The sequence below is a fragment of the Streptomyces sp. NBC_00289 genome (assembly GCF_041435115.1).
GTDB lineage: Bacteria > Actinomycetota > Actinomycetes > Streptomycetales > Streptomycetaceae > Streptomyces.
Genome location: NZ_CP108046.1, coordinates 9,837,186 through 9,849,856 on the forward strand (window position 1 = coordinate 9,837,186; position 12,671 = coordinate 9,849,856).

Below are 12,671 nucleotides of genomic sequence, written 5' to 3' on the forward strand. Positions count from 1 at the left end.
TGCGATCCCGGCCCTCCACCTGCTTGGAGAAGACGCATGACGGATGCGAGCACCGGCAAAGTGGTCGTAAACAGGGTGATGTCCCTCGATGGGTTCATCGCCGGTCCCGGCCACACGATGGACTGGATCTTCGATCACATGACGTCGGTGACGTTCCCGGAGGTCATGGCGGCCACGGGCGCCATGCTCATCGGCCGGGGCACGTACGAGGTCGGCAAGCGCATGTCCGACGAGAACACCGACTACGACGGCGGGGCGCAGTTCGTCCTCACTCACCGCCCGCCCGACGAGCCGGACCTCAACGTCACCTTCCTCACCTGCGACATCGAGGAAGCCGTGGCCACGGCACGCCGCGCCGCCGGCGACAAGAACCTGGAGATCCTCGGCGCCGATGTGGCCGCCCAGTGCCTGCAGCGCGGCCTCGTCGACGAGATCCTGGTGTACGTGCTGCCGGTGCTGCTCGGCGACGGAGTCCGCTTCGCGCCGCCGGGCCTCGACCGGATCGACCTGGAACCGTTCAGCAACGTCCAGTCGGGCGGGGTCACCATGCTGCGCTTCCACGTGCGCAAGTAGGCACGGTCGCAACTACTAGCCTGCTGTCATGGGCCCCATCCCGTGGGGCAAGTTCCCCACTCTCGCTGAACATCAACTGGCCCGACGGTGGCTGCAGTTCATGGCGAATGTCGGTCGGGCTTCCAACACGATCGACGCGTACGGGCGGGCGGTCGAGGACCACTCCGTGTCCGTCATGTCCGAGGGATACCGCCGAACATGTTCCGGGTGATCGGCCGCATTCCCTGACCGGTGAGCGACACCATCACACGACGGTGCAGCCGCATTGAACTCCACCGATGCGAACACGTATAACGGCGGCAACAGGGTCTCCTGGATCTCGGTTGGCTATGCAACCCCGAGCTACCAAGAGGCTCTGTCTTCATGCCTGTGACCAGCCGCGGTCACCCGATCGAGACTCCCGTTCGACGCAGACCCCTCCACTTCAATACGACAACAGCCACTCAATGGATCTGGTCACATCCCCAACGGTGAACTGCGGCTGCCAGGTCGATGGGGACGGGCGGACAGCCGGTTTCCCCGGTCGGTCGGGTCCCATGCGTCGGGATGCTGCTGGTCATCTCCATCGGTGTGGTCTGCCGGGACTGTTTCGGATCGGGCCGAGTCGCTCACGTGCGGCTTTCCCGGTCGTCGGGCGGTTACCGTCGCCCGGTGCCTGTCGCGGCTGCTTCGGTGATGACTTCGGCGATCTGCTGGGGTTGTTGCACCAGTGCTGCGTGTCCGGCGTCCGGCACGGTAACCATCGTTACCCGGGGGCAGGCCCGCAGCCCTTGATGCTCCTGCTGGGTGAGCCCGATCTCGTCCCGGTCTCCTCGCACGACCCAGGCCGGCGCTCCTGACTGGCACAGCCGGGCGACCAGCGATCCATGCCGGTCCAGGTACTCGTAGTAGCGCCGGACGATCTGGCGGCAGAGCTGTGGATCGTTTTTGCCCATGTCCGCCGCCAGCACCTCTGCTCGTCCCGGCGGCAGCTGGCTCCTCATCGCCCTCGGCAGTGCTTTCATCATCACCGTCCATGCCAGGCTCCCCACGCCGGGCACCCGGCCCAGCCGGTCCATCAGCCCCAGAAACATCGCTTCGTCTTCACGGGAGAACGTCGGTGACAGCAGCACGACGGGTCCCGGGAACATGCCGGCCGCCACCATTTCGAGCGCCACGTTCGCTCCCAGGCTGTGTCCCACCAGCACGTCACAGCCCGTCTCGGCGGCGAACTCCGCCATCGTCCTGGCGTAGTTCTCGATCGTCATATCCGTGGGCGGCGGTGTGCCACCGAATCCCGGTAGCGTCGCCGCCACCATGCCGAGCCCAGCTTCCGCCAGCGCCGGTTCGGCCATCACGTCCGCGTAGAACTCTGTCGTGCACATTCCGCCCGGGAGCATCAGCAGTCTGTGCTCAGCATCATCCGGGCCGGCCTTGCGGACATCCCAGCCCGCGTACGCGCTTTCCCTGCTCATGGGCCACAGCCTGAGACCCCCGCCCGGTCCGGGCAACGACCATGCTCCGAGCGCGGCGTGTTGCCGAGCCCATCCGGTATCCCCCACGCGACCGTGCCGGGCGTGCCCACTGCGCCCTCGGCACCCGGCAACTGGGCCCCACCCGGACCCGTCCGCTGAAGACGCCAAGCACATCTGGTGTCGTTCACGGGAAGGGGTTTTGGATCGAGTTTTTGTGGTGACGCTCCGACGCTCGGTGTATCAAGCCTGCGAACGCGGGGACGGCCAGGTCAACGGTTTGGTCGAGCGCGGACACGAGCGCGCACGGAACAGCGCCACGGAAGTTGAGCCACAGCCCGGGAAGGGGCGGCAGATGTTCTCCATTTCCGGGGGCGTCACGGCATGCCGGGAGTTCGAGCACTGGGTGTGTCGCCTGCCGTGGTCAGAGGTGGCGGCTGGCTCGTGTCCGCGCTGTATTGGTACTCCGCGGTGGTGGCAGGGGCTGTTCCGGCAAGGGATGGGAAAACGTGTTGGCCGGCTGTCGGCGAGCTGCGATGATGCGGCTGTTTCCCAGGCGGGGGGCATTTGTTCGTTTTCGTGTGTGCGGGATGCGGCGCGGAGTTGACCATCCCGCTGTCCCGGGTCTCACTGCCGGTCCATGCTCGTCAGAAGTACGGGAACGGGGTCCAGCTTCCGGTGCTCATGGAGTCCGGGACGTTTGCCGTGGATCCGGACCCGTGGGGAGGGCCGTGGCGGATGGGGGACGAGATCGGTCCGGGCGAGGCGCAGGCGCGCGGCATCTACGCGCCGGTGTACGCCCTGTCCGACGGCACGCCCGGGGCGAGTGTCATCGCGCCCGGTGATATCCGTGGAACCCGGCTGATTCCTGAGAAGCGCGGCGGTGCCTGCTGCGGCCTCGACGGAGCCGATGGGCCCAACATGGCCTGCGAGGCATGCGACCTGCCCGTGGCAACCAGGGTCGACGACTGCTCGCTGTGGCAGGCAGTGCGGCTCAGCTCGGAGGCCGTGCACCGCGTCCCGGTTGACGGTGTCCACGCTGCGCCCCTGTCCTGGGCGGAGCTGGCACAGAAGGGGGAAAAAACGCCCCCGTTCGGGCCGATTGCCACGTGGGGCGGACGGTTGGGGTCGAACCACTACTGGTCGTGGAGCCCGCAGTGGGAGGCGGCAGCCGGCCAGGCGCTCGCCCACCTGCTGGCTGCCTCCCAGGGGCAGCCGGTGAAGGTCCCGGGCGGTCTGACCGCGGACGTGTTCCAGCGTGCGCTCGACGCCCTGCTGCCGGCGGGTCCCCCCAAGCGGCGCGCCGTCCTGGCTGGACCGGGACGGCCCTGCCCTGACGCGGGCATCGACATCATCCTCGTACCGGTCCATCCCCAGACAGGCCAGACCTGGACCCCCGTCGGCCCGACTGCGTCGCCGTACCTGGTGCCCCTGCCGCTGGGGGTGTGGCTGCGGCTGGTCTCTCCCCAGCCGTACCTGCCGGTTCCCTCATCGGGCCGCATACCCCACGACGTACTGCGCGACGACCCGCTCCCGCTGCTCCCCAACTACCTGTTCCGGGCCGACCGTGGAACGTTCCAGCACACCGTGGTCCGGCTGCCGGCCGTGCGCAGCCCGTGGCTGCGCACGATCCTCGAGAACCTCACGCAGGGCACCCCGGCCGGCCTCTTCTAGTGCTGTGACCGCGTAGGTTCACCGGCTTGGTGAAGCGTCGGTGGGGCGGGCTATGTTCTCGGCATGAACGATGCTGAAGTCGCCTCGCTCTTGGCCGGATGTGCTCGCTCCAAACCGGTCTCGACTGGCACCCAGGATCTGACTCTTCGTGGCCACTGCACGAAGTCGAGCCAGAACCCCATCTTGGGCTCTGGCTCAGTTTCCGTGATCGCGTGGCTGTGAGGGATACCGGCTGTGCAGGCGGCGAGGGTTTTTCCGTATGCGCGTGTTGCCCGGATGTCGGCCGAGAGCTGCTGATGAACGAGTCTCAGTCGGCAAGGTCTCTCGCTTGGTAGCCGGCCAGCCCCAGGGCAAGCAGGGGCGGCACCAGTGCGTTGAGATACCAGGCCATGTCCGTGAGGGCTGGTGCTCCGCAGAGGCTCCGCCGGTCGATCGTCGGGATGAAGGCACAGTGGGATCGGACGTAGCGAGTGGTGGCGCCGGTTCGCCGAGCCCGCATGCGGCTACAGAGCGCGTAGTGCCTGGTATAGGTCGCCGTAGGCTGACCAACAGTCGACGCTGCCGTAGTCGTACAGGCTGCCCATGTACCAGTCGTCGTCTTGGACAGACTTCACGAGACACAGACTGTGGAACCCGAGAATGATCGCTGGGTGCAGCACTTCGGGGGCTCCGGTGCCGGCTACCCACTGCACCTTCCGGTTTGGATCCAGCGCGACAGCCTCCTGGTCCCCGGATACGTCGCGGATCCGCTGGAGGGTCCAGCCTGGGGGTAGTTGCGCGCCTGTCATCCTCGAATGATCTCACCCGCAGGTGCGGACGACCGCTTTAGGAGAGCGGCGGGGGAGTGAGGGTGCTGACCTGGAGCTTCGATATCTGGTCAGGTCACCGAGAACTCGACAGCGGGACACCCCCGTTGACCGTGGCTGACCCTTGTATCTGGCACGTCTGTGGCACGTGGCGAGCAGACGGCTCGGAACCTGGCCGGCTCCGCCGGTGCCCGGTGCTCAATTGCCGTAGCGGCTGCGCAAATCCTCGGTGATCCGCGACATCAACCCAATCGAACCTTCCGGTGGCGTCTCCACCAGCGGACGTTCTGTCTGGGGATCGTAGGCAGTCAGCCCAGTCTCCTTCTCAACGATGGCCGCCAGGGCGAAGACCTGCCCGAGCACGACTGCAGCGTCATCCCCCGCATGCCAGTAGGGCACAGTGAGGCTCACCTCGTCACCGAAGACGGACAGGTCGATACCGGTGCCCGAGTGGCTCAGGTCCCGCGATTCCTGCTCGTACTCCGTGATCTCTACTTCGCCCAGCGCGGTCCGAGCCTGCGGCACTATTCGGTCCCAAGCTTCGAGGAGGTGGGTGGGAATCGGCTCGCTGTCCTCGGCTGCGTCCTCCATCGCCTCCAGGACCTCCTCCCAGGACTGCCCGTCGCGTCGGTTCAAGAAGTAGATGTCGTAGCTCACGGGGCGATTGTAGGTGTGCGAACGCGAGGGCAGGGCTGAGGCCGCTGGCCCGTGCTGACTCCGTTGGCGGCATCAGCTTGGGAAGCTGTGAGCATTTGGGGCTGGTTGTGGCGCTGGCCTGGATGAACGGCCGAGGCGCGGCGGTGCCTGCTGCGGCCTCGGCGGAGCCGATGGGCCCAGCACGGCCTGCGAGGCATGTGAGCTGCCGGTGGCGGCCAGGGTCGTCGACTGTTCGCTGTGGCAGGCAGTGCGGCTCAGCTCGGATGCCGTGCACCGCGTCCCCGTTGACGGTGTCCACGCTGCGCCGCTGTCCTGGGCGGAGCTGGCAGATGAAGGGGGGACCCGGACCAATCCCGGCCGCCGGACACCCCGCCGGCGGCCTCAAGCCCAGCCCCTGAAACGGCGATATTCAGCGGCCTCCTAGCGGCGATGTGGCCAGGTGAGATGGATGACCCGCCGGGAAATGCGCCAGCCGTCATCGGTGCGTCGCAGGTCGTCGGCGTAGACGACGCTGGCGACAGCGCCGCCCTCCAGCAGGCTCAGACCTTTGGATCGGGCCCGCACCTGGTCGCCTGGGCCCTCCGACACGACGATGTTCGTCGTGTGGTGGGCTTTCGCGTGTCCGGGGGCGTTCATGTAGGTCGCGATCGCGTCCAGCCCGACGACCGGGTCGCCGCCGAAGACGCTGGCGTCCCACACCGCGTCTTCGGTGAGGCATTCGCCGAGACGGTCCAGTTCATGGTCGTCCATGATGTGTGCCCACAGCGCCAGGGCCTTGCTGATTTCGACGGTGTCTTCATTCGTGGGTTTCACGTTCGGCTCTCCATTTTGTGCGTTGCCGGACCGGGCCTTGGCGCCGCTCAGCACGGGCAGCACCTGTGGTAGGCGCCGTTGGCCTCGGCGCTTCTCTTCTTCGCCGCAGGGGCCGCGGGCGCCCGGCAGCCTCGACTCTGGGGGCGTATCGGCAAGGGCGGGAGAGGATCACATATCCATGGACCGACGATCCTCCCAGCCGGCCACGGTGGAGATCGTGCACAAGAAGGAGCTGCGGACGCTGGCGGGAGTGTCCCCGGCTTCTGCAGGACCCAGCCCGGCGGCCGGCGATCTCTACACGAGGCAGAGACCGCCGATCCATGGATAAACCTTCCTCTGCCGCCCCTGTGCGGGCGCTCCTACGGTCGAGGCTGCGGGCGCTCACCGGCCTGCCGTACCGAAGGAGTAAGACCCTCATGAAGATGACCGGCAACACGATCCTGATCACCGGCGGAACCTCGGGCATCGGGCTGGGTCTGGCCCTGCGGCTGCAGGAGGCCGGCAACAAGGTGGTCGTCGCCGGCCGGCGCAAGGAACTCCTCGACGAGATCACGACCGAGCACCCGGGCATCGACGCGCTCGTCCTCGATGTCGCGGATCCCGACTCGATTGCCCGGGCTCGTGAGAGCGTGGCGGCGAGCCACCCGGGGCTGAACGTCCTGGTCAACAACGCCGGCATCATGCTGCGGGAGAACCTCCTCGACCCGGCCGGTCTCCCGGTCGCCGAGGATCAGGTCACGGTCAATCTGCTCGGCACGATCCGGATGACGTATGCCTTCCTACCGCTGCTGGTGGGCAAGGACGACGCGGTCGTCGTGAATGTCACCTCCGCGCTGGCGTTCGTACCGTTCCCGAGCACCCCGACCTACTCTGCGACCAAGGCGGCGCTGCACTCCTTCTCCGTGAGCCTGCGCATCCAGCTCGCCGGTGCTGACGCCGGCGTCCAGGTGATCGAGGTGGTCCCGCCGGCTGTGCGCACGACCCTGCTCGGCCAGCAGGACAACGAACAGTCCATGCCGTTGGACGACTTCCTCACCCAGACCCTCGACCTGCTGCGCGAGACGCCCGGCGCGAAGGAGCTTGTCGTCGAGCGCGCCGGGTTCCTCCGCGACGCGCAGGCCAACGGCTCCTACGACGACGTCCTCGCCATGATCAGCAGCAGCTGACCGGCCTGACATGCTCGACGGGCAACAACAGCACACAGGCGGCTCCCGTTGGGCCACATCATGGACGAACGCGAGCTTGACCCGCCTCGGGGAGGTCCTCGCCCAAAACGCACAATGTTCAGGAAGCGTTTGGGCTTCGCCCCGATCGTCGCACTGGAGACGACCGGCTTCGTCCTGAGTGCCGACGGCACGTCGAGTGCCCGTCACACGAAGGACATCGCCGTGTCGGCCAGGGCGAGCGGCGAGGCCCGCCGGTCCGAAGCGTCGGGCGCCTCGACGCAGAACCGGCGCCGCGGGCCGTCCCAGGCCGACGGCCTGCGGCGCACCGCCGACAGCCGGCGAATTTCCCAGCGGCTCATGCAGCGCCGTCGGCGTCGGCGGTATGAGCGGCTTCTCGCGGGCAGAAGAGGAGTGCTCAGCCATGGATCGGCGGTCTCTGGATAGCCGGGCGGGATGCGGCCAGGATGGGTGCATGGACAAGAAGGAAGTGGCGGAATTCCTGCGCCGTCGGCGTGAGATGTTGCGCCCCCGCGACGTCGGGCTGGCCGAGGGGCCACGCAGGCGTACGCAGGGGCTGCGCCGCGAGGAGGTCGCCCAGCTCGCCGGCATGTCCACCGACTACTACGCCCGGCTGGAACAGCAGCGTGCTCCGCAGCCCTCCGTCCAGATCACGGCGGCTCTCGCCCGGACACTGCGGCTGACCCTGGACGAACGCGACCATCTCTTCGTCCTCATCGGCCATAACGCCCCGGCCCGCTTCCACCGCTGCGAACATGTGAGCCCGACGCTGATGCGGGTCCTGGACCGCCTGGACGACTCCCCGGCCCTGGTAACGACCGACCTGGTCGACACCCTCGCGATGAACCCCTTGGCCGTCGCCCTCCTCGGCGACCAGACCCGCCACACCGGCCTGGCCCGCAGCGGCTACTACCGCTGGTTCATGGACCCAGCCGAACGTCTGGTGTATCCCGAGGAGACCCACGAACGCCACGGCCGCGCCCAGGCAGCGCGCCTGCGGGCCGCGCTGACAGCCGGAAGCGACACCCCCCGAGCCGCCCAGATCCTCGCCGAACTCCAGGAACACAGCCCCGAGTTCGTCCGCATGTGGGAACTTCAGGAGGTCGCCCGTTACGGTGACTGCAAGACTATCCTCCACCCCGAACTCGGCCGCATCGACGTCGACGCCCAGCTCCTGTACACCGAAAACCGCGCCCAAACCCTGGTGGTACTGACCACCCGCCCCGGCACGGAGAGCCACAGCAAACTCCAACTGCTCTCCGTCATAGGACACCAACAGCTCACCCTCTGACGTCCTGGACCGGGGGCCCGAGCAGGGCTCGGCACGGGAGGGGCCGGACAAGAGCAGCCCGGAATGGTGCAGCCTGCACGGCTTCTGCCTTGTGCTCGAGGGCCATATATGTCGGCCCCCTGCGATGTTCCGGGCTCCGCGCTCAGTCCGCCCCGGTGAACGGTCTTCGACGACAGGTGCGCATTCTCACGATGTTCGCGGACCGGGCTCGGCTCCATCAAGGGCCGCTGACCTGCCAGGAGATGGCCGCGGCGTTCGGGAGTGCGGGTCGGGTGGGGGAGTGGTGAGCATCGGTTTTGGCGGCGTCCACCTCACACGCCATACCTTCCACCGGGCCAGCCGCCGCCCGCATCCGGGCGGGCGGATCCACACGCCAGCGGGCCGCCGGCGTCGCCTCCGCGGCGCGGGAACATGTGCGCGGCCGGCGCTGGTGTGAGGGGTGTGGTGGGGGAGGGGACAGTGTCCCCAGGCCTCATCTATAGCCCATGAGGACGATCGTTCGGCTGAAGCCTCATGTGTCGGTATAAAACTGCCGATCATCGTTGACACCTGGGTCTCCGATCACTACGGAGATCTGCATGTCGGAGCTCAATCCCGCCCCGCCGCTTGACCGTGAGGGCAAGCGGCGCCTGGCCGTCATACGCCACGTCGAAGAGGTCAGCGGAAACGTCGCGATGGCCTGCCGCTATTTCGGCATCTCGCGGCAGGCCTACTACACCTGGTACCGGCGCTACCAGACCGAGGGCATCGAAGGCCTGCGCACCCGCTCCAAGGCGCCCGGCGCGGCCGAGGCAGCCGGGGCGTTCAGGAGCGCCCCGGTCGCCGGCGCGGCCGTGGAGGCGGCGGCCACGGGCGCGGCCGGCCGCAGCACGGTCGCCCTGCGCGACGGCTGGCGTTTCGCGCTGGTCGACCCGGGCGGGATCACCGACCCGACCGGTGCGTACGCCGACGCCGCGAGCCCCGGCCACGAAAATTCCGACGGGTGCTGCCACAAGGTACGCCTCGGTACGTCCTCGCGTGCGCCGGGGTCCTGCTGCTCGCGGGGACCCTGTGGCGCCTGGGCTGCACTGCCTGAACCGGCTCGACGCGCGCGGCATCAGGCACCTGTACGTGATCGGCAGGGACGAACTGTGCGCCAAGGACGCCGCGCATGCGCAGCCCTCCCCCTCTCGCACGGCACACCGCCCCGCGTACCTCCGCGCGCGATCGGTCCCGGGCGGATTGGTCTCCGCGGGCCGCGCCGCGATTCGGGAGTACCGGGCTCGGAGCCGGACGCTCACGCGGTCACTCCAGGATGTCGGCTCGACGCAGCACGGGCGAGGTGCCGTCCCGTCCGCAATCCGGGAGCCGGGGGAGCGAAGTTCGACCGTTGGACCGGACCACGCCTACTCGTGGCGTGCGATCACCGCGGAGTATCCGCCGGCGGCGCGCAGGTCCTCCAGGCTTCCGTGGAAGATCTTGCGGGCCGAGTGGAGGATGACGGCGCTGTCGCAGCAGGAGCGCACGTCCTCCATGAGGTGGGTGGCCAGGACCACCGTGGTGGAGTCGGCCAGGTGCCGCAGGAGCGTCTGGAAGCGCTCCCGCTCGGCGGGATCCAGTCCCGTGGTGGGCTCGTCGAGCAGGAGCATCCGTGGCCTGTTGACCAGGGCCTGGGCGATCCCGACCCGTCGCTGCATTCCCCCGGACAAGGTGCCGTACTTGTCGTCGATACGCCGGGTCAGACCCACCTGGCGTACGGCGCGTTCGACGGCCTCGGGGGCGGTCCGGCCGGGCATGTCCTTCAGCCAGGCCGCGTAACTCACGCATTCCCGGACGGTGAAGCCGCGGAACATGCCGAACGTCTGGGGCAGGTACCCCAGTCGGCGCCGGATCTCCAGCCGCTCGGCGGGGCGCCGTGGATCACGCTCCAGCAGCTTGAGTTCGCCCTCCACCGCTCCGTCCGCCGTCGCCAGGACCCGCAGCAGTGAACTCTTCCCCGCGCCGTTCGGGCCGAGCAACGCGTGTACACCGAGGCCGAGTTCGAGATGGAGACTGTCGACTGCCGTGGTACGGCGGTGGCGTACGGTCAGCCGGGCGGCACTGATCATTGGGACCTCAGGTCGTTGAAGGAGTGGCGACGGAGCATCAACAGGGCGGCGAGCACGCCGGCGGCGGCACCCCAGACCATCTGCGCTCCACCGTCCAGGAGGCTCTTGAGCACCTTGAGCAGGGCCGTCTCCGGAGAGTGGATCCTGCCGTCCTGCCGCATCGACAGCTGGAAGACCGACACGACCAGCAGGAACCAGCCGGTCCCGGTCACCGCCGAGCCGAGCAGGCAGCCCATGTAGGAGCCGAGGACGAGCGTGGCGAGCGTCAGCGTCAGACAGGGCACCAGCCAGGCCGCCGCCCACATCGAGACGCCCGTGCCGGCCAGTCCCGCGCACAGGAGCAGCGGAAGGCTGTAGGCGAGTACGACACCGGTGCGCAGGAGCAGCAGACGCAGGCCCCCGGAGGGCATGCTCCGGACGACGGGAGCGAAGGGGTCGGCCTTGCCGCCGTAGCTGGTCGCCACCCACAGGAGGGGCAGCAGCGGAGCGAGGAGGAGCAGGAACGGCAGGAACCTCTCCTCGCCGGCGCGCGTGCCGATCGCCGCGGCCGTGGCGCACACTCCGGTGACGGAGAGCAGCCAGGGCCACCGAAGGCCGGGTACCGCCCGTAGCCAGGTGGGCAGGCGGAACTGGGGTGGGGACATGGTCACCTTTCGCGGGGGCGGGAGCCGGGGCGGACATCGGGCAGGGGCGGCAGGGGAGTTCCCCGTCTCATCGCGGTGAAGGTCCGGTTCAGCCACTCGACGCGTTCGCGGACGGGGAGGGCCGCCGGCCCGTACTCGGCTGCGTCCTTCCTGGAACCTTCGCCGCGGCCCATGAGCCACGTGTACAGAGCGAGGGTCTCCGCCGAATAGAAGGAGTCGCAGGAACTGGTGACAGCGACGGAGATCGCCAGGTGACTCCGGTCGGGTTCACTCCCTGAGACCCCGACCGCCCAGGGGGCGCCGACGTCGTCGATGCCGCCGCAGGAAGTGTCGTCCGTCCAGATGTAGTGGGTCGGCGCCTCGCGGACGCCCGCCAGCCGCTCCGACACCTGCGCGACCAGTCGTTCCAGGTGCTTGCGGCGGCTTTCGTGGTCGGCCGACACGCACACGACGGGCGCGTGCCCGCTGCAGCGGATCTCCATTGGGTTGAACGCCGAAGCGGTCGTGCCGTTCGGTTGCGTCATTCCGAGCCCCAGTGCCGTCAGGACCGAGGCCGCGGCCAGGACGGTCCCCGGCCTCCGGTGGCGGGCGCACACCAGCACGGCGGCCACCCCCACTGCGGTGACCAGGACGGCCCGACACCAAGGCAGCCACACGGGGGGAGTGGCTGGGGCCCAGGCAACCGCCTTCGGCGGAAGCGGGTCACCGGAGTAGGTGATGTCGAGGGGCACGAACGTCTGCCATGAGGCGCCGAGTAGCGCGGCGCCCAAGGCGAGGGCGAGCGGCGTGACCCGGAAAGGGAGTGTCTGGCCCAGCAGGTACGCGACGCACGACACGGCGACGACGAGGGCCGCGTCGACCGTTATCGCGTCGAGCGGCGCGCGGTTCACCTGCTGGCCCGGGCGAGGCCACACGAGTACCGCAGCGACGGCCACCAAGTAGCCGGTCAGGGGCCACACCACGCCGGACGCCAGCCCGATCAGCCGGTGCGCGAGAGGGCTTCGGGCGGATGTCTCGCGCATCCAGCGGGCACCGACGCGGTCCTCCGCGCCGCCCTGCCACCCCGCCAGCAGCCCCGCGGCGGCTCCGGCGATCCCTCTGGCGGCGGAGCCCGTGTCGTCACCCGCCGCGACCCAGTCGGGCGGCTCGTACGCAGACATCTGTTCGTTGCAGACCAAGGTCACCGCGACGGCCACGGCGAGGGCGACCAAGGGTCCCGCGTGGCGGCGCAGGTTCGCGTTCAGTACGAGAGCGAACGGCGCCCGGCGGTTCAGTGACACGCCTTCACAGAGGCCCCGGGGGTGTATCCGGGTTCCTTGCGCCGCCGGGCGTGAGGAGGGACGGGAAGGGCGTGCGGCCCGGATGAGCGCCCCTCGAACGATCCCTGTAGCGATACGGTCGGAGACCGGGGATGCGGAGCGGCCGGACTGTCGGGCAGGTGGGAGAGAGGATCGAACTGACCCAGCATCAGGTTCACCCGGGCCCGGGTCC

At 68.7% G+C, this 12,671-nt stretch carries 11 protein-coding genes and 2 pseudogenes; 6 read left to right on the top strand and 7 right to left on the bottom strand.

The window, feature by feature from the left end; all coding sequences use genetic code 11:
* Nucleotides 1–36 precede the first annotated feature (36 nt).
* Nucleotides 37–573: a dihydrofolate reductase family protein gene (locus OG985_RS44575; RefSeq protein WP_371674106.1), complete on the top strand. Its 537-nt coding sequence runs from the start codon at nucleotides 37–39 to the stop codon at nucleotides 571–573.
* Between the two features lie 638 nt (nucleotides 574–1,211).
* Here the strand turns inward: OG985_RS44575 and OG985_RS44580 are convergent.
* Nucleotides 1,212–2,027 (bottom strand): alpha/beta fold hydrolase, encoded by an 816-nt coding sequence (locus OG985_RS44580; RefSeq protein ID WP_371674107.1) that lies wholly within the window; start codon nucleotides 2,025–2,027, stop codon nucleotides 1,212–1,214.
* 564 nt (nucleotides 2,028–2,591) lie between these two features.
* On the opposite strand from OG985_RS44580, the gene OG985_RS44585 reads away from it, so the two are divergent.
* Nucleotides 2,592–3,698 carry a hypothetical protein gene (locus tag OG985_RS44585; protein ID WP_371674108.1) on the top strand — a complete coding sequence of 369 codons (1,107 nt, stop codon included), beginning with the start codon at nucleotides 2,592–2,594 and terminating at the stop codon, nucleotides 3,696–3,698.
* Between the two features lie 1,004 nt (nucleotides 3,699–4,702).
* Here the strand turns inward: OG985_RS44585 and OG985_RS44590 are convergent.
* Entirely contained in the window at nucleotides 4,703–5,161 is a 459-nt protein-coding gene (locus OG985_RS44590) for a hypothetical protein (protein WP_371674109.1), read from the bottom strand.
* Nucleotides 5,162–5,294: 133 nt separating this feature from the next.
* On the opposite strand from OG985_RS44590, the pseudogene OG985_RS44595 reads away from it, so the two are divergent.
* Nucleotides 5,295–5,498: pseudogene (locus OG985_RS44595) on the top strand (hypothetical protein); the annotation flags it as partial.
* An 83-nt stretch (nucleotides 5,499–5,581) separates the two neighbouring features.
* On the opposite strand, the gene OG985_RS44600 reads toward OG985_RS44595, so the two are convergent.
* Nucleotides 5,582–6,028 (bottom strand): nuclear transport factor 2 family protein, encoded by a 447-nt coding sequence (locus OG985_RS44600; RefSeq protein WP_371674110.1) that lies wholly within the window; start codon nucleotides 6,026–6,028, stop codon nucleotides 5,582–5,584.
* 362 nt (nucleotides 6,029–6,390) lie between these two features.
* On the opposite strand from OG985_RS44600, the gene OG985_RS44605 reads away from it, so the two are divergent.
* Nucleotides 6,391–7,140, top strand: a complete 750-nt coding sequence (locus OG985_RS44605; RefSeq protein ID WP_371674111.1) for an SDR family oxidoreductase — start codon at nucleotides 6,391–6,393, stop codon at nucleotides 7,138–7,140.
* Nucleotides 7,141–7,343: 203 nt separating this feature from the next.
* Here OG985_RS44605 and OG985_RS44610 read toward each other — a convergent pair whose 3' ends face one another.
* Nucleotides 7,344–7,499, bottom strand: a complete 156-nt coding sequence (locus tag OG985_RS44610) for a hypothetical protein (RefSeq protein WP_371674112.1) — start codon at nucleotides 7,497–7,499, stop codon at nucleotides 7,344–7,346.
* Nucleotides 7,500–7,612: 113 nt separating this feature from the next.
* Here OG985_RS44610 and OG985_RS44615 point away from each other — a divergent pair, with 113 nt between their 5' ends.
* Both OG985_RS44615 and OG985_RS44620 read left to right on the top strand, forming a co-directional pair.
* Complete coding sequence (locus OG985_RS44615) at nucleotides 7,613–8,449, top strand: helix-turn-helix transcriptional regulator (protein ID WP_371674113.1); 837 nt, start codon at nucleotides 7,613–7,615, stop codon at nucleotides 8,447–8,449.
* A gap of 578 nt (nucleotides 8,450–9,027) precedes the next feature.
* A pseudogene (locus tag OG985_RS44620) lies at nucleotides 9,028–9,222 on the top strand (helix-turn-helix domain-containing protein); the annotation flags it as partial.
* A gap of 612 nt (nucleotides 9,223–9,834) precedes the next feature.
* On the opposite strand, the gene OG985_RS44625 reads toward OG985_RS44620, so the two are convergent.
* Genes OG985_RS44625 through OG985_RS44635 form a run of 3 tightly spaced genes read right to left on the bottom strand, consistent with a single transcriptional unit; the run spans nucleotide 9,835 to nucleotide 12,460 of the window.
* Complete coding sequence (locus OG985_RS44625; protein ID WP_371674114.1) at nucleotides 9,835–10,536, bottom strand: ATP-binding cassette domain-containing protein; 702 nt, start codon at nucleotides 10,534–10,536, stop codon at nucleotides 9,835–9,837.
* The gene (locus OG985_RS44630; protein WP_371674115.1) at nucleotides 10,533–11,180 is read right to left on the bottom strand and encodes a hypothetical protein; all 648 of its coding nucleotides are present in this window, start codon (nucleotides 11,178–11,180) and stop codon (nucleotides 10,533–10,535) included. The genes OG985_RS44625 and OG985_RS44630 overlap by 4 nt, the downstream gene beginning before the upstream one ends.
* A 2-nt stretch (nucleotides 11,181–11,182) precedes the next feature.
* The gene (locus tag OG985_RS44635; protein WP_371674116.1) at nucleotides 11,183–12,460 is read right to left on the bottom strand and encodes a hypothetical protein; all 1,278 of its coding nucleotides are present in this window, start codon (nucleotides 12,458–12,460) and stop codon (nucleotides 11,183–11,185) included.
* Nucleotides 12,461–12,671: the final 211 nt, after the last annotated feature.